Origin of the sequence: Glycomyces luteolus (assembly GCF_027622875.1) — a bacterium.
In the GTDB taxonomy this organism is placed as follows: Bacteria; Actinomycetota; Actinomycetes; order Mycobacteriales; family Micromonosporaceae; genus Glycomyces; species Glycomyces luteolus.
The window spans coordinates 107,020-121,280 of the sequence record NZ_JAPZVP010000004.1 but is presented as its reverse complement, the minus strand read 5'-3'; the positions used below and the strand labels follow the sequence as shown (position 1 = coordinate 121,280).

Below are 14,261 nucleotides of genomic sequence, written 5' to 3'. Positions count from 1 at the left end.
AGCCGGGGCGGAGAGCAGCTGCTCTCCGCCCCGGCTTCGAAACCGTTCTGAAGTCCTAGAACTTCAGGCCGTTGTCACGGGCGGCGTCGGCCAGGGCCGCAACGCGGCCGTGGTACTTGACGCCACCGCGGTCGAACACGACCGCTTCGACGCCGGCTTCCTTGGCGCGCTCGGCGACCAGCTTGCCGACTTCCTTGGCCTTGGCGGTCTTGTCGCCCTCGAACGCACGGAGGCCGGGCTCCACCGTCGACGCGGCGGCCAGCGTGTGGCCGGTGACGTCGTCGATGACCTGGGCCACGATGTGCTTCGAGGACCGGAAGACCGCGAGGCGCGGCTGCGAGGCCGTACCGGTGATCTTCTTGCGGCCACGGAAGTGGCGCCGGTTCTTGCCGATCCGGCGACGTTCGGAGACCGAGCCGGACGGGCGGCGGTTCTCGAGTTTGCTCGCCATTACTTGCCTGCCTTCCCGGCCTTGCGGCGGATGCGCTCGTCGACGTACTTGACGCCCTTGCCCTTGTAGGGCTCCGGCGGACGCAGTCGGCGGATGTTCGACGCGACCTGACCGACGAGCTGCTTGTCGATGCCCTCGACGTGCAGCAGGGTCGGCTTCTCGACCTTGAACGAGATGCCTTCCGGAGCGTCGACCTGGATGGTGTGGGAGAAGCCGAGGCTCATCTCCACGCCCTTGCCCTTGGCCACGGCCCGGTAACCGGTGCCGTTGATCTCGAGGGACTTCTTGTAGCCCTCCGAGACGCCGACGACCATGTTGTTGACGAGGCTGCGAGCCAGGCCGTGCAGGGCACGGGACTTGCGCTCGTCGTTGGGGCGGGTGACCGCGAAGGTCCCGTCCTCGTTCTTCTCGATGCCGATCGGCTCGGGCAGCTCAGTGCTGAGCTGGCCCTTGGGGCCCTTCACGGTCACCGTCGCACCGTCGATCTTGAGCTCGACGCCGGAGGGCACCAGAATCGGCTGCTTCCCAATGCGGGACATGCTTATACCCTCCTGCTACCAGACGTAGGCGATGACTTCGCCGCCAACGCCGCGCTTGCGAGCCTGACGGTCCGTCAGCAGGCCCTGGGACGTGGACACGATGGCCACACCCAGGCCGCCGAGAACGCGCGGCAGCTCAGTGGACTTGGCGTAGACCCGCAGGCCCGGCTTGGAGACGCGGCGCAGGCCCGCAAGGGACCGTTCGCGGCGCTCGCCGAACTTGAGGTCGATGACCAGGTTCTTGCCGACTTTGCCCTCTTCAGGGTCCACGACGCGCCACTCGGCGATGTAGCCCTCCTGCTTGAGGACCTCCGCGATGGAGGCCTTCATCTTGGAGTGCGGCATCGTGAGCTGGTCGTGGTACGCCTGGTTGGCGTTCCGCAGACGGGTCAGCATGTCTGCGATCGGGTCGGTCATTGTCATTAGCGTTGTTTACCTTTCTCACCCCGGTTCCCCGCCTTATGAAGACCGGCGGGGCCTGTGGCGATCGGAGCTATGGGCCCTGGAGTTACCAGGAAGCCTTGTGGACGCCCGGGAGTTCACCCGCGTGGGCCATGTCGCGCACGCAGACGCGGCACAGGCCGAACTTGCGGTAGACGGCCTTCGGCCGGCCGCACTTCTGGCAGCGGGTGTAGGCGCGCACGGCGAACTTCGGCTTCCGCTTGGCCTTCGCGATGAGGGCTTTCTTAGCCATTGTCGTTCTCCTTGAACGGGAAGCCGAGCAGCTTCAGGAACGCCCGGCCTTCGTCGTCGGTCTTCGCGGTGGTCACCAGCGTGATGTCCATACCGCGAACCCGGTCGATCTTGTCCTGGTCGATCTCGGGGAACACGCTCTGCTCGGTGAGACCGAAGGTGTAGTTCCCGTTGCCGTCGAACTGCTGGTCCGAGAGCCCGCGGAAGTCGCGGATGCGCGGCAGCGCGATCGCCAGGAGGCGGTCGAGGAACTCCCACATGCGGTCGCCGCGAAGGGTCACCTTCGCGCCGATCGCCTGGCCCTCACGCAGCTTGAACTGCGCGATCGACTTCTTGGCCCGACGGACGAGAGGCTTCTGACCGGTGATGGTGGTCAGGTCCTCGAGCGCCCCGTTGATGAGCTTCGAGTCGCGAGCGGCCTCGCCGACACCCATGTTGACCACGATCTTCGTCAGACCGGGGATCTGGTGGATGTTGACGTACTTGAACTGCTCCTGCAGCGCGGGCCTGATGTCGGAGCGGTAGGTCTCCTTCAGGCGCGGCTGGATCTTCTCTGCAACGTCAGTCATTACAGGTCCTTACCCGTCCGCTTCGAAACACGGACCTTGCGGCCGTCGTCGCCGAACCGGTAGCCCACGCGGGTGGGCTGGTTGTCGGCGTCAAGGACCTGCACGTTCGAAACGTGGATCGCGGCCTCTTGCACCACGATGCCACCGGTCTTCGAACCGCGCGAGGTCTGCCCGGCCTTGGTGTGCTTGGTGATGCGGTTGACGCCCTCGACGAGCACGCGCTCGCGGTCGGGGTACGCCTCCAGCACCAGTCCCTCGGCACCCTTGTCCTTGCCTGCGATGACGCGGACTCGGTCGCCCTTCTTGATCTTCATCTCTTACAGCACCTCCGGTGCGAGGGAGATGATCTTCATGAACTGCTTGTCGCGCAGTTCGCGGGCGACCGGCCCGAAGATACGGGTCCCTCGCGGTTCGCCGTCCTTGACGAGGACGGCGGCGTTCTCGTCGAACTTGATGTACGTGCCGTCGGGACGGCGCGTCTCCTTGACCGTGCGAACGATGACGGCCTTGACGACGTCACCCTTCTTCACCCCGGCACCCGGGGTGGCGTCCTTGACGGAAGCAACGATCGTGTCGCCGATACCGGCGTAGCGTCGGCCGGAGCCGCCGAGGACACGGATGCACAGGATCTCCCGCGCACCGGTGTTGTCGGCGACCTTGAGCCGCGACTCTTGCTGAATCACGTCCCGATCCCCCTACTTCGCCTTCTCGAGGATCTCGACGATGCGCCAACGCTTGGTCTTCGACAGCGGACGGGTCTCCATGATGGAAACGCGGTCGCCGATGCCGGCCTCGTTGTTCTCGTCGTGAGCCTTGTACTTCTTGTTGGACCGAATGACCTTGCCGTACAGCGGGTGCTTCTTGCGGTCTTCGACCTCGACGACAGCGGTCTTGTCCATCTTGTCGCCGACCACGAAGCCCTCAAGGACCTTGCGCCGACCGCGAGTCTGAGTTTCCTCGCTCACTTCTCAACCTCCTCCGGCGCGGCGCTGAGGCCCAGCCGGCGCTCGTTCATCACGGTGTAGATCCGCGCGATCTCCTTGCGGACCAGACCGAGCTCGTGGTTGTTCTCCAGCTGGCCCGTAGCGTTACGGACCCGCAGGTTGAACAGCTCTTCCTTCTTCTCCACGAGCTTCGCCTGGAGTTCCTTGTCGTTGAGCTCGCGCAGCTCACCGGTGTCGATACCAGTAGCCATTGCTACTCACCTGCCCCTTCACGAGAGACGATGCGGCACTTCATCGGGAGCTTGTGGATCGCCCGCTGGAGCGCCTCGTGGGCGATCTCCTCGGTCGGGTACGAAAGCTCGAACATGACGCGGCCGGGCTTGACGTTGGCCACCCAGAATTCGGGCGAGCCCTTACCGGAACCCTGACGGGTCTCGGCGGGCTTCTTCGTGATCGCACGGTCCGGGAAGATCGTGATCCAGACCTTGCCGCCACGCTTGATGTGGCGGGTCATGGCGATACGAGCGGACTCGATCTGGCGGTTGGTCACATAGCTGTGCTCCAGCGCCTGGATGCCGTACTCGCCGAAGGAGACCTTCGTGCCGCGAGTGGCCTTGCCCTTGCGCTTCGGAGCGTGAGGCTTCCGGTAACCGCGCGGCGGTTTCCGTGGCATGAGCATGTCGCTTAGCCCTCCTGCTTCTCAGACTCGGCGGGCGCGGCGGCAGCGGCCTCCGCAGGCTGAGCGGCGCCACGGCCACCACGGCCGCGTCCGCCACGGGCTGCGCCGGCTCCGCCGCGACCACCGCGGCCGCCGCGGTCGGGACCGGAGTCACGACGACGCTGCACCTGCTCGGCCTGCTCCTTGAGCGTGGCCTCACCCTTGTAGATCCAGACCTTCACGCCGATGCGGCCGAAGGTCGTGGCGGCCTCGAACAGGCCGTAATCGATGTTCGCGCGCAGCGTGTGCAGCGGGACCTGGCCCTCGCGGTACTGCTCGGAACGGCTCATCTCGGCGCCGCCGAGGCGGCCCGAGCACTGCACCTTGATGCCCTTCACGGTCGGGTTGCGCATGGCCGACTGAATGGCCTTGCGCATCGCGCGACGGAAGTTGACACGGCTGGACAGCTGCTCCGCGACGCCCTGGGCGACGAGCTGAGCATCGATGTCGGGGTTCTTGACCTCGATGATGTTCAGCTGGACCTGCTTGCCGGTCAGCTTCTCCAGGTTGCCGCGCAGACGATCGGCCTCGGCGCCCTTGCGGCCGATGACGATGCCCGGGCGGGCGGTGTGGATGTCGACGCGGACCCGCTCGCGGGTGCGCTCGATGTCGACCTTGCTGATGCCGGCGCGCTCGAGACCCTTGGTCATGAGCTGGCGGATCTTGACGTCTTCCCCGACGTAGTCGGCGTACTCCTTGTCGGCGTACCAACGCGAGGTCCAGTCGGCGCTGATGCCGAGGCGGTACCCGTGCGGGTGGATTTTCTGACCCATTAGGCGGTCTCCTCCTTCTCAGCGTTCTCGGACTTCACGTCAGTCTCGACCGGCTTCGGTGCGGCGGCCTTGGGCCGGCGAACCGAGGGAGCGGCGGACTGCTTGGCCTGGACCGACTCGACCACCACGGTGATGTGGCTGGTGCGCTTGTTGATCCGGTAGGCACGGCCGTGGGCGCGCGGACGGTACCGGCGCATGGTCGGGCCCTCGTCGACCTTGATCTCGGACACCAGAAGCGATTCCGGGTCGAGACCGAGGTTGTTCTCGGCGTTCGCCTGAGCCGACGCGATGACCTTGTACACGATCTCGGCCGCGCTGAAAGGCGCGAACTCGAGAGTCGTCAAGGCCTCGTCCACGGGCAGACCACGCACGAGGTCGACGACGCGGCGCGCCTTGCGAGGTGCTACGCGGACGTACCGCGCCACCGCGCGCGCCTTCGGAGCCTCCTGCTCCACTGTTGCCATCGTTTTAAATCCTTCGTTCGTTTCTCATAGCCCGTGGCCTAGCGGCGACGGCTCTTCCGGTCGTCCTTCTCGTGCCCGCGGAACGTGCGGGTGGGAGCGAACTCGCCGAGCTTGTGCCCGACCATGTTCTCCGTGACGTAGACCGGAACGTGCTTGCGGCCGTCGTGGACGCCGAAGGTCAACCCGATGAAGTCGGGAGTGATCGTCGAGCGGCGCGACCAGGTCTTGATGACGTTCTTGCTCTTGGTCTCGATCGCAGCGTCCACCTTCTTCTGCAGGTGGTCGTCGACGAACGGCCCTTTCTTGAGGCTGCGAGCCATGGACTACTTCCCCCGCTTCCGGTTGACGTTGCGACGACGGACGATGAGCCGGTCGTTCGGGTGGTTGCGCTTGCGGGTGCGGCCCTCGGGCTTGCCCTGCGGGTTCACCGGGTGGCGACCACCGGACGTACGGCCCTCGCCACCACCGTGCGGGTGGTCGACCGGGTTCATGACGACACCGCGGACGGTCGGGCGCCAGCCCTTCCAGCGCATACGGCCGGCCTTGCCCCAGTTGATGTTGCCCTGCTCGGCGTTGCCGACTTCACCGACGGTGCCGCGGCAGGTGACCTGGACCAGGCGGATCTCACCGGAGGGCATGCGCAGGTGCGCGTACTTGCCTTCACGGGCGAGCAGCTGGATCGAGGCGCCCGCGGAGCGGCCCAGAGCGGCGCCGCCGCCGGGCTTGAGCTCCACCGCGTGGATCGTGGTACCGACCGGAATGTGACGCAGCTCCAGCGAGTTGCCGGGCTTGATGTCGGCCTCCGGGCCGTTCTCGATCACGTCACCCTGCTTGATGCCCTTGGGGGCCAGGATGTAGCGCTTCTCGCCGTCCGCGTAGTGCAGGAGGGCGATGTTCGCCGTGCGGTTGGGGTCGTACTCGATGTGCGCGACCTTCGCCGGCACGCCGTCCTTGTCGTGGCGACGGAAGTCGATCACGCGGTAACGGCGCTTGTGGCCGCCGCCGCGGTGACGGGTCGAGATCTTGCCCGAGTTGTTGCGCCCGCCGGTCTTGGTGATCGGACGGAGCAGCGACTTCTCGGGGGTCGAGCGGGTGATCTCGGCGAAGTCGGAGACGCTCGAACCGCGACGACCCGGGGTCGTCGGCTTGTACTTGCGAATAGCCATCTCTTCTAGCTCCTACGAGATCTGTCCGCCGAAGATCTCACCCAGGCGACCGGGGTCGCCTTCCACGGTGACGATCGCGTGCTTGACACTCTTGCGCTGTCCCCAGCCGGTACGGGTGCGCTTGCGCTTGCCCGACCGGTTCAGGGTGTTGACGCTCTTGACGTCCACGTCGAAGATCTGCTTGATGGCGATCTTGATGTGGCTCTTGTTGGCGCGCGGGTCGACCTCGAAGGTGTACTTGCCCTCGCCGAGGAGGGTGTAGGTCTTCTCCGAGATGACCGGCTTGATGATGATGTCGCGCGGGTCGGCGACGGTCACTTCGCTCACGCCGCGACCTCCTGCTCAGTCCGGTCAGCGATGAACGCCTCGATGGCGGCCTCGCTGAACACGATGTCCTCGTTGTTGAGCACGTCGTAGGTGTTGACCTGGCCCCAGTCGAGCAGGTGCACCTCGGGCAGGTTCCGCAGGCTCAGGGCCGCGGTCTGCTCGTCGCGCGTGAGGACCACCAGGACCTTGGAGGACTCGGTGATCGCGGCCAGAGCGGCCTGCGCGGACTTCGTCTTGGGCGACTCGCCCTCGACGAAGGCGTCGATGACGTGCACGTTCTCGCCGCGCACCCGGTCGGTGAGGGCACCCGCGAGAGCGGCGGCCTTCATCTTCTTGGGGGTCCGCTCGGCGTACGACCGCGGCTGCGGGCCGTGGACGACGCCGCCGCCGTTGAACTGCGGCGCGCGGATCGAGCCCTGACGGGCGCGGCCGGTGCCCTTCTGGCGGTACGGCTTCTTGCCGCCGCCGCGGACCTCGCCACGGGTCTTGGTCTTGGCCGAGCCCGTGCGGGCGGCGGCCAGCTGCGCCGTGACGACCTGGTGCATGAGCGGGATGTTCGGCTCGACGTCGAAGATCGACGCCGGGAGCTCGATGGTCTTCCCGGTCTCAGCGCCAGAGGCGTTCTTGACGTTGATTTCGAGGCTCATGGTTATGCCACCTGCTTGACTGCCGTGCGGACGAGCACCAGGCCGTTCTTCGGCCCGGGGATGGCGCCCACGATGAGCAGCAGACCGCGCTCGGCGTCGACCGCCTGGATGCGCAGGTTCTGCGTCGTGTGTCGGGAGTGACCCATCCGGCCGGCCATGCGCATGCCCTTGAAGACGCGGCCCGGGGTGGCGCAGCCACCGATCGAACCGGGGGCGCGGTGGACCTTGTGCGCACCGTGGCTGGCGGGGAGACCGCCGAAGCCGTGGCGCTTCATGACGCCGGCGAAGCCCTTGCCCTTGGTCGTGCCGGTGACGTCCACGAGCTGACCGGATTCGAAGATGGTGGCTTCGACGGTCTGGCCGAGGTCGTAGTCGGCGGCGTCCGAGGTGCGCAGTTCGACGAGGTGGCGTCGCGGAGCGACACCGGCCTTCTCGAAGTGGCCCTGGAGCGGCTTGGTCACGTTCTTGAGTTTGATGTCGCCGAAGCCCAGCTGGACGGCTGCGTAGCCGTCGACATCGGGCTTGCGAACCTGGGTGACCACGTTCGGGCCGGCCTGCACCACAGTGACCGGAACGGCGCGGCCGTTCTCGTCCCAAACCTGGGTCATGCCGAGCTTGGTGCCCAGGATTCCCTTGATCTGCCTGTCCATTGGTCCCCTACAGCTTGATCTCGATGTCGACACCGGCCGGGAGGTCAAGGCGCATCAACGAGTCGACCGTCTTCGGGGTCGGGTCGAGAATGTCGATGAGGCGCTTGTGCGTGCGCATCTCGAAGTGCTCGCGCGAGTCCTTGTACTTGTGCGGCGACCGGATCACGCAGAAGCGGTTGATCTCAGTCGGCAGCGGCACCGGCCCGGAGATGGCAGCACCGGTACGGGTGACCGTCTCCACGATCTTGCGGGCCGAGGAGTCCACGACCTCGTGGTCGTAGGCTTTCAGCCTGATGCGGATCTTCTGTCCCGCCATGATTCCTAACCTAACGTAAATTGGCTGTTCAGACCGCTCCACGCGGTCGGGCGTGTCGCGAGTTTAAGACTTACTTGGGGCACAGTTGTCCCCCTTGCTTGTCCCTTTGGCTCGCCCGCCTGCCCGTCATGAAACGGTCCCTCTCAGCACGGTTAAGTGCCTACTCGGGCCCGCGGGCCGGGCGTGAGCACCGGAGTCCTTCGCAGTGCACAGCACTGGGGACGCCGGAGCGTACGCAACCTGAATATTATGCCTGCTCCCCCATTCGCCCAGCAAGCTGGGGTCGGGCAACAGTGGGACAGGTTACGCGTGTGCGGTTGGTCAGCGCCTCGAACGCCGGACCGGAGGAGGCCTCCGGTCACGATGCGCATCGTATGAGACGCAAGTAAACCGGGGTGACCGCAGAGCTTCGGACAGGCTCGCAAGCCTCGCCTTGGCGATGGGCCACCCCGGAAGCGGTCTTACTTGAGGACCTTGGTGACGCGGCCGGAGCCGACCGTGCGGCCACCCTCGCGGATCGCGAAGAGCAGACCCTCGTCCATGGCGATGGGCTGGATGAGCTCCACCTTCATGTCGGTGTTGTCACCCGGCATGACCATCTCGGTGCCCTCGGGGAGGGTCACGACGCCGGTCACGTCCGTGGTACGGAAGTAGAACTGCGGGCGGTAGTTGTTGAAGAACGGCGTGTGACGGCCGCCTTCGTCCTTGGAAAGGATGTAGACCGCGGCCTCGAAGTCGGTGTGCGGCGTGGTGGTCTTCGGCTTGACGACGACCATGCCGCGCTCGACCTCTTCGCGCTTGGTGCCGCGGAGCAGGAGGCCCACGTTCTCACCGGCGCGCGCGTCGTCGAGGGTCTTGCGGAACATCTCGATGGCGGTGACCTTGGTCTGGATCGCGCCCTCGCGGATGCCGACGATCTCGACTTCCTCGTTGGGGAGGAGCACACCGCGCTCCACACGACCGGTCACGACGGTGCCGCGGCCGGTGATGGTGAAGACGTCCTCGATCGGCATGAGGAACGGCAGGTCGGTCGCGCGCTCCGGCTCCGGGACCGAGTCGTCGACGGCCTGCATGAGCTCGGCCACGGCGTCGACCCACTTCTGCTCGCCCTCGAGGGCGCCCAGCGCGGAGACCTGAACGACGGGAGCGTCGTCACCCGGGAAGCCCTGGTCGGACAGCAGCTCGCGGACCTCCATCTCGACGAGCTCGAGGATTTCCTCGTCGTCGACCATGTCGGACTTGTTCAGCGCCACGACGACGTAAGGAACGCCGACCTGGCGGGCGAGCAGGACGTGCTCGCGGGTCTGCGGCATGGGGCCGTCAGCGGCGGACACGACCAGGATCGCGCCGTCCATCTGGGCGGCACCGGTGATCATGTTCTTGATGTAGTCGGCGTGGCCGGGGCAGTCGACGTGCGCGTAGTGCCGGGCCTCGGTCTGGTACTCGACGTGCGAGATCGAGATCGTGATACCGCGCTGGCGCTCCTCGGGAGCGTTGTCGATCTCGTCGAACGGCGTGTACGGGTTCAGGTCCGGGAACTTGTCGTGCAGGACCTTGGTGATCGCCGCGGTGAGCGTGGTCTTGCCGTGGTCGACGTGACCCAGCGTGCCGATGTTGACGTGCGGCTTGGTCCGCTCGAACTTTGCCTTTGCCACTTCGTCCTCCTGTGGACTGGTTAAATCTGGTTTGACTTATCTGACCTATTGCGTCGCTTTGGAACTCAGCGCCTCTGCTGGCAACAGGTGGTCAGCGCCGGGCGCCCAGGCTTGGGCGCCCGAAACGCTTACTCGCCTGTCGCCTTGGCGATGATCTCCTTGGCGACGTTCGCCGGGACTTCGGCGTAGGTGTCGAACTGCATCGAGTAGTTCGCACGCCCGGCCGTCTTCGACCGCAGGTCGCCGACGTAACCGAACATCTCCGACAGCGGAACGACGGCTTTGACCGTACGGTCGTTGCCGCGCTCGCCCATCTCCTGGACCATGCCGCGACGGGAGTTGATGTCGCCGATGACATCGCCCATGTTGTCCTCGGGGCAGATGACCTCCACGGACATCATCGGCTCGAGGATCACGGGACGGGCCCGCTTGGCGGCTTCCTTGAGCGCCATGCGACCGGCGATCTTGAAGGCCATTTCCGAGGAGTCGACCTCGTGGTACTGACCGTCGATCAGTTCCATCTTGACGCCGACCAGCGGGTAGCCCGCCAGGACGCCGTCCTCGAGCGCGGACTCCGCGCCGGCCTTGACCGACGGGATGTACTCGCGCGGAATGCGGCCACCGGTGATCTTGTCGTCGAAGGCGAAGATCTCGTCCTCGTTCGACTTCATCTCCAGCGGTTCGAGGTTGACGAGCACGCGCGCGAACTGACCGGAACCACCGGTCTGCTTCTTGTGCAGGTACTCGACCTTCTCGATCCGCTGGGTGACCGTCTCGCGGTAGGCCACCTGCGGCTTGCCGATGTTGGCCTCGACGTTGAACTCCCGCTTCATGCGGTCGACCAAGATGTCGAGGTGCAGCTCGCCCATGCCCGAGATGATCGTCTGGCCGGAGTCCTCGTCGGTCTTGACCCGGAAGGTCGGGTCCTCTTCGGCGAGGCGCTGGATCGCGGTGGCCAGCTTGTCCTGGTCGGCCTTCGACTTTGGCTCGATGGCCACGTCGATGACCGGCTCGGGGAAGATCATCGACTCGAGGATCACCTGGTCGCCGGAGTCGCTGAGCGTGTCACCGGTGGTGGTGGCCTTGAGGCCCTGCACCGCGATGATGTCGCCGGCCTGCGCCTCCGAGCGCTCTTCGCGCTTGTTGGCGTGCATCTGGTAGATCTTGCCGACGCGCTCCTTGCGGCCCTTGGTCGAGTTCACGACCTGGGTGCCGGTGGAGACCGTGCCCGAGTAGATCCGGACGTAGGTCAGGCGGCCGAGGTGCTTGTCGGTCTGGATCTTGAAGGCCAGACCGGCGAAGGGCTCCTCGACGTCCGCGTGACGCTCGGCGGGGGTCTCGTTGTCGGTGAGGGTCCCCTGGATCGCCGGGATGTCGAGCGGGCTCGGCAGGTAGTCCACGACCGCGTCGAGCAGGGGCTGCACGCCCTTGTTCTTGAACGCGGTGCCGCAGAGCACCGGGTTGATCTGGTTGGCGATCGTGGCCTTGCGGATCGCGGCCTTGATCTCGGCGGTCGTGATCTCCTCGCCGGAGAGGAACTTCTCCGCGAACTCGTCCTCGACGTCCGAGAGGGTCTCCAGCAGCTTCTCGCGGTACTCCTCGGCCTGGTCGGCCAGGTCCGCGGGAATCTCCTCGACCGTGTACTCCTCGCCCAGACCGGTCTCGCCGCGCCACACCTTGGCGTGCATCTCGACCAGGTCGACGACGCCGATGAAGTCGGCCTCGTTCCCGATCGGAAGCTGGATCACCGCGGTGTTGGAGTTGAGGCGGTCCTGCATCATCTCGACGCAGCGGAAGAAGTTCGCGCCGGTGCGGTCGAGCTTGTTGACGAAGCACATACGCGGAACGTCGTACTTGTTCGCCTGACGCCAGACGTTCTCGGTCTGCGGCTCGACGCCCGCGACACCGTCGTAGACGGCGATGGCGGAGTCGAGGACGCGGAGCGAACGCTCCACCTCGACGGTGAAGTCGACGTGGCCCGGCGTGTCGATGATCTGGATGATGTGGTCGTCCCACTCGCACTTGGTAGCGGCGGAGGTGATGGTGATACCACGCTCCTGCTCCTGCTCCATCCAGTCCATCGTCGCGGCGCCGTCGTGGACCTCACCGATCTTGTGCGACACGCCCGTGTAGTACAGGATGCGCTCGGTGGTGGTCGTCTTGCCGGCGTCGATGTGGGCCATGATGCCGATGTTGCGGAGCTTGGCGAGCGCCGCGTTAGCTTTGTTAGCCACGATCTCTCAGTCTCTCTGCGACTACCAGCGGTAGTGCGCGAATGCCTTGTTGGAATCGGCCATCTTGTGCGTGTCCTCGCGCTTCTTGACCGCTGCACCGAGGCCGTTCGAAGCGTCCAGGATCTCGTTCGTCAGACGCTCGACCATGCTCTTCTCGCGGCGGTCGCGGGAGTAGCCCACGAGCCAGCGGAGACCGAGGGTGGTGGCGCGCTGCGGGCGCACGTCGACCGGGACCTGGTAGGTCGCGCCGCCGACGCGGCGGGAGCGGACCTCGAGGGTCGGCTTGACGTTGTCGAGCGCGCGCTTGAGGATGACCACGGGGTCCGAGTCGGCCTTCTTGCGGCAGTTCTCGAGGGCTTCGTAGACGATGCGCTCGGCGAGGCGGCGCTTGCCGTCCTTGAGGACCTTGTTGATGAGCTGGGTGACGAGCACCGAGTTGTAGACCGGGTCGGCGGTAAGCGGCCGGCGCGGCGCGGGACCTTTACGCGGCATGGCTTACTTCTCCTTCTTCGCGCCGTAGCGGCTGCGGGCCTGCTTGCGGTCGCGGACACCCTGGGTGTCGAGCGCGCCGCGGATGATCTTGTAACGGACACCGGGGAGATCGCGGACACGACCGCCGCGGACCAGCACGATGGAGTGCTCCTGGAGGTTGTGGCCCACACCCGGGATGTAGGCGGTGACCTCGGTGCCGTTCATGAGGCGCACACGGGCGACCTTGCGCATGGCCGAGTTCGGCTTCTTGGGCGTGGTCGTGTACACGCGCGTGCACACGCCGCGCGCCTGCGGACTGCCCTTCAGCGCGGGCGTCTTGGTTTTGCTGGTCTTGACCTTGCGGCCGTTGCGGACCAGCTGCTGGATGGTTGGCACTGAGGCGAACCCCTCTCAACAGTCGACGGTTGCGTATTCCTGACAATGCGACGTCACCTGTTCACCCGCGCGCTCGAGCCTGGCCGTATGACGGCCCAGCTCAATGGCGTGGGTTCCCGTCCCCCGCGTTCGGGCGTGTCGCGTCTCTCCGGACCCTAACCCGCGCCAGCGGCAGACCGAGGTCGACCATCGTGCAGGTTCAGACGCGTTCGCGAACGAATCCATATGGACCGGCTAAACAGCCGTGTTCACGAAGCCCCCAGTGCGAAGGATGCGTGCCGGTGACGCCAGCCGACGGAATCAGATCCCGCCATCTTGCAGGCACGCAACCTGGCCTGGCTCTCACGGGGACCGAGCTGCCGGAGTCGACAGGGCCACCATGCCGCTCAAAGCGGTGTCCAGGCGCAAGGGAGAAGCCTACCTAGCCTAACGAACAAGGTCAAAGCCGTTTTCGGCCCGCAAGGCATCCGTGTTCAGTGTCACGGAGCTTGGGGCGAATACCAGTGCTCGGCTCGGAGACCTCGCCGCGCTCTGGGGTTGACCTGTTCGTTCGGTGCGGTAGACACACCGTGGCCTATATTAGCTCGCGATGCGGGACGTGCCCGCGCGGGATGCCCCTTGCGAGGCGCTGTTCACCAGCAGTTCCCCGAGTCGTCAAAGCGAAACCGCGACGCCCCCGCCGTAGCTCGCATCACCCGCCGCGCGGGCGAGCGCGAGGACCCAGAGGAGCAGTGCCGCCACGACGACCGCGGCGGCGATCCCGATGCCGATCCAGGAGAGCCGCCGGATCAGCGGCAGACGAGAGGCGCCGAGCAGGAACCCTTCGGAGGCACGGATATCGGCCTCGGCCTGGCGCGCCAGCATCAAGGCGATCAGTGCCGGGATCGCACCGCCCACAAAGGGCGACAAGGCGACCCCGACGCCCGCGAGCAACCGCGCCGCCACGACCTTCGTCGACTCCACCGGCTCCGGATCATCCGGATGCCGAACCCCGGAAACCCCCCGCACCTCAACCACCCGCCCATCCTATTGCGGTTGGCCCGTCCCGACCGACGGGGGAACATCACCGCATGACGAACCGCCCAACCGAAGAGGAACTCGGCGAGCAATACCGAGCGGCGATGGCGGAGTGGCACGAAACGCCGGTGGGGGGGGGGGGGGGGGGGGGGGGGGGGCCCCCCCCCGGGGGGGGGGCGGGGGGGGCGCCCCCCCCCCCCCCCCACCGGTTTCTTCATGCCGTCGGGAATC

23 protein-coding genes are annotated in these 14,261 nt (G+C 66.2%); all 23 read right to left on the bottom strand.

Translation table 11 applies throughout. The annotated features are described in order from the left end of the window. Positions 1-55 precede the first annotated feature (55 nt). The 23 genes from rplR to O1R50_RS06105 all read right to left on the bottom strand — a co-directional run bounded on the left by rplR (position 56) and on the right by O1R50_RS06105 (position 14,030). On the bottom strand, positions 56-451 hold the full coding sequence (gene rplR, locus O1R50_RS06215; RefSeq protein WP_270109028.1) for a 50S ribosomal protein L18: 396 nt from the start codon (positions 449-451) through the stop codon (positions 56-58). Beyond that, complete coding sequence (gene rplF, locus O1R50_RS06210; protein WP_270109027.1) at positions 451-990, bottom strand: 50S ribosomal protein L6; 540 nt, start codon at positions 988-990, stop codon at positions 451-453. Before rplF ends, rplR begins: the two co-directional genes overlap by 1 nt. 15 nt (positions 991-1,005) lie before the next feature. After that, the gene (gene rpsH / locus O1R50_RS06205) at positions 1,006-1,413 is read right to left on the bottom strand and encodes a 30S ribosomal protein S8 (protein WP_205326512.1); all 408 of its coding nucleotides are present in this window, start codon (positions 1,411-1,413) and stop codon (positions 1,006-1,008) included. Between the two features lie 85 nt (positions 1,414-1,498). Then, a complete protein-coding gene (locus tag O1R50_RS06200) occupies positions 1,499-1,684 on the bottom strand; it encodes a type Z 30S ribosomal protein S14 (RefSeq protein WP_030155111.1) in 186 nt (61 codons plus the stop codon). Then, a complete protein-coding gene (rplE, locus tag O1R50_RS06195) occupies positions 1,677-2,252 on the bottom strand; it encodes a 50S ribosomal protein L5 (RefSeq protein ID WP_270109026.1) in 576 nt (191 codons plus the stop codon). The genes O1R50_RS06200 and rplE overlap by 8 nt, the downstream gene beginning before the upstream one ends. After that, a complete protein-coding gene (rplX, locus tag O1R50_RS06190; protein ID WP_270109025.1) occupies positions 2,252-2,566 on the bottom strand; it encodes a 50S ribosomal protein L24 in 315 nt (104 codons plus the stop codon). The genes rplE and rplX overlap by 1 nt, the downstream gene beginning before the upstream one ends. A 3-nt stretch (positions 2,567-2,569) precedes the next feature. Further along, the gene (gene rplN / locus O1R50_RS06185; RefSeq protein ID WP_091039823.1) at positions 2,570-2,935 is read right to left on the bottom strand and encodes a 50S ribosomal protein L14; all 366 of its coding nucleotides are present in this window, start codon (positions 2,933-2,935) and stop codon (positions 2,570-2,572) included. Positions 2,936-2,947: 12 nt separating this feature from the next. Continuing rightward, positions 2,948-3,217: a 30S ribosomal protein S17 gene (gene rpsQ, locus O1R50_RS06180; protein WP_205326515.1), complete on the bottom strand. Its 270-nt coding sequence runs from the start codon at positions 3,215-3,217 to the stop codon at positions 2,948-2,950. Continuing rightward, complete coding sequence (rpmC, locus tag O1R50_RS06175) at positions 3,214-3,447, bottom strand: 50S ribosomal protein L29 (protein WP_205326516.1); 234 nt, start codon at positions 3,445-3,447, stop codon at positions 3,214-3,216. The genes rpsQ and rpmC overlap by 4 nt, the downstream gene beginning before the upstream one ends. 2 nt (positions 3,448-3,449) lie before the next feature. Beyond that, positions 3,450-3,875 (bottom strand): 50S ribosomal protein L16, encoded by a 426-nt coding sequence (gene rplP, locus O1R50_RS06170; protein WP_136528409.1) that lies wholly within the window; start codon positions 3,873-3,875, stop codon positions 3,450-3,452. Positions 3,876-3,880: 5 nt separating this feature from the next. Further along, positions 3,881-4,687 carry a 30S ribosomal protein S3 gene (gene rpsC, locus O1R50_RS06165; RefSeq protein WP_205326517.1) on the bottom strand — a complete coding sequence of 269 codons (807 nt, stop codon included), beginning with the start codon at positions 4,685-4,687 and terminating at the stop codon, positions 3,881-3,883. Then, a complete protein-coding gene (gene rplV / locus O1R50_RS06160) occupies positions 4,687-5,151 on the bottom strand; it encodes a 50S ribosomal protein L22 (RefSeq protein WP_408612613.1) in 465 nt (154 codons plus the stop codon). Before rplV ends, rpsC begins: the two co-directional genes overlap by 1 nt. A gap of 38 nt (positions 5,152-5,189) precedes the next feature. Beyond that, positions 5,190-5,471: a 30S ribosomal protein S19 gene (gene rpsS / locus O1R50_RS06155; RefSeq protein WP_205326519.1), complete on the bottom strand. Its 282-nt coding sequence runs from the start codon at positions 5,469-5,471 to the stop codon at positions 5,190-5,192. A 3-nt stretch (positions 5,472-5,474) separates the two neighbouring features. Then, positions 5,475-6,317: a 50S ribosomal protein L2 gene (gene rplB / locus O1R50_RS06150; protein ID WP_270109024.1), complete on the bottom strand. Its 843-nt coding sequence runs from the start codon at positions 6,315-6,317 to the stop codon at positions 5,475-5,477. A gap of 12 nt (positions 6,318-6,329) precedes the next feature. Further along, a complete protein-coding gene (rplW, locus tag O1R50_RS06145; RefSeq protein WP_205326521.1) occupies positions 6,330-6,644 on the bottom strand; it encodes a 50S ribosomal protein L23 in 315 nt (104 codons plus the stop codon). Next, positions 6,641-7,291 (bottom strand): 50S ribosomal protein L4, encoded by a 651-nt coding sequence (gene rplD / locus O1R50_RS06140; protein WP_270109023.1) that lies wholly within the window; start codon positions 7,289-7,291, stop codon positions 6,641-6,643. The genes rplW and rplD overlap by 4 nt, the downstream gene beginning before the upstream one ends. Before the next feature lie 2 nt (positions 7,292-7,293). Next, positions 7,294-7,941, bottom strand: a complete 648-nt coding sequence (rplC, locus tag O1R50_RS06135; protein WP_270109022.1) for a 50S ribosomal protein L3 — start codon at positions 7,939-7,941, stop codon at positions 7,294-7,296. A 7-nt stretch (positions 7,942-7,948) separates the two neighbouring features. Further along, positions 7,949-8,257, bottom strand: a complete 309-nt coding sequence (gene rpsJ, locus O1R50_RS06130; RefSeq protein WP_026922761.1) for a 30S ribosomal protein S10 — start codon at positions 8,255-8,257, stop codon at positions 7,949-7,951. A 461-nt stretch (positions 8,258-8,718) separates the two neighbouring features. After that, positions 8,719-9,912 carry an elongation factor Tu gene (tuf, locus tag O1R50_RS06125; RefSeq protein ID WP_270109021.1) on the bottom strand — a complete coding sequence of 398 codons (1,194 nt, stop codon included), beginning with the start codon at positions 9,910-9,912 and terminating at the stop codon, positions 8,719-8,721. Positions 9,913-10,040: 128 nt separating this feature from the next. Further along, a complete protein-coding gene (gene fusA / locus O1R50_RS06120) occupies positions 10,041-12,146 on the bottom strand; it encodes an elongation factor G (RefSeq protein WP_270109020.1) in 2,106 nt (701 codons plus the stop codon). Positions 12,147-12,167: 21 nt separating this feature from the next. Next, on the bottom strand, positions 12,168-12,638 hold the full coding sequence (rpsG, locus tag O1R50_RS06115) for a 30S ribosomal protein S7 (protein ID WP_030155149.1): 471 nt from the start codon (positions 12,636-12,638) through the stop codon (positions 12,168-12,170). A gap of 3 nt (positions 12,639-12,641) precedes the next feature. After that, a complete protein-coding gene (gene rpsL, locus O1R50_RS06110; protein WP_136528419.1) occupies positions 12,642-13,013 on the bottom strand; it encodes a 30S ribosomal protein S12 in 372 nt (123 codons plus the stop codon). Between the two features lie 654 nt (positions 13,014-13,667). Then, complete coding sequence (locus O1R50_RS06105) at positions 13,668-14,030, bottom strand: hypothetical protein (RefSeq protein WP_270109019.1); 363 nt, start codon at positions 14,028-14,030, stop codon at positions 13,668-13,670. Positions 14,031-14,261 lie beyond the last annotated feature (231 nt).

Coding starts and splice junctions, on each gene's coding strand:
- rplR (WP_270109028.1), bottom strand. CDS start 451: ATGGCGAGCAAACTCGAGAACCGCCGCCCGTCCGGCTCGGTCTCCGAA.
- rplF (WP_270109027.1), bottom strand. CDS start 990: ATGTCCCGCATTGGGAAGCAGCCGATTCTGGTGCCCTCCGGCGTCGAG.
- rpsH (WP_205326512.1), bottom strand. CDS start 1,413: ATGACAATGACCGACCCGATCGCAGACATGCTGACCCGTCTGCGGAAC.
- O1R50_RS06200 (WP_030155111.1), bottom strand. CDS start 1,684: ATGGCTAAGAAAGCCCTCATCGCGAAGGCCAAGCGGAAGCCGAAGTTC.
- rplE (WP_270109026.1), bottom strand. CDS start 2,252: ATGACTGACGTTGCAGAGAAGATCCAGCCGCGCCTGAAGGAGACCTAC.
- rplX (WP_270109025.1), bottom strand. CDS start 2,566: ATGAAGATCAAGAAGGGCGACCGAGTCCGCGTCATCGCAGGCAAGGAC.
- rpmC (WP_205326516.1), bottom strand. CDS start 3,447: ATGGCTACTGGTATCGACACCGGTGAGCTGCGCGAGCTCAACGACAAG.
- rplP (WP_136528409.1), bottom strand. CDS start 3,875: ATGCTCATGCCACGGAAACCGCCGCGCGGTTACCGGAAGCCTCACGCT.
- rpsC (WP_205326517.1), bottom strand. CDS start 4,687: ATGGGTCAGAAAATCCACCCGCACGGGTACCGCCTCGGCATCAGCGCC.
- rplV (WP_408612613.1), bottom strand. CDS start 5,151: ATGGCAACAGTGGAGCAGGAGGCTCCGAAGGCGCGCGCGGTGGCGCGG.
- rpsS (WP_205326519.1), bottom strand. CDS start 5,471: ATGGCTCGCAGCCTCAAGAAAGGGCCGTTCGTCGACGACCACCTGCAG.
- rplB (WP_270109024.1), bottom strand. CDS start 6,317: ATGGCTATTCGCAAGTACAAGCCGACGACCCCGGGTCGTCGCGGTTCG.
- rplD (WP_270109023.1), bottom strand. CDS start 7,291: ATGAGCCTCGAAATCAACGTCAAGAACGCCTCTGGCGCTGAGACCGGG.
- rplC (WP_270109022.1), bottom strand. CDS start 7,941: ATGGACAGGCAGATCAAGGGAATCCTGGGCACCAAGCTCGGCATGACC.
- rpsJ (WP_026922761.1), bottom strand. CDS start 8,257: ATGGCGGGACAGAAGATCCGCATCAGGCTGAAAGCCTACGACCACGAG.
- rpsG (WP_030155149.1), bottom strand. CDS start 12,638: ATGCCGCGTAAAGGTCCCGCGCCGCGCCGGCCGCTTACCGCCGACCCG.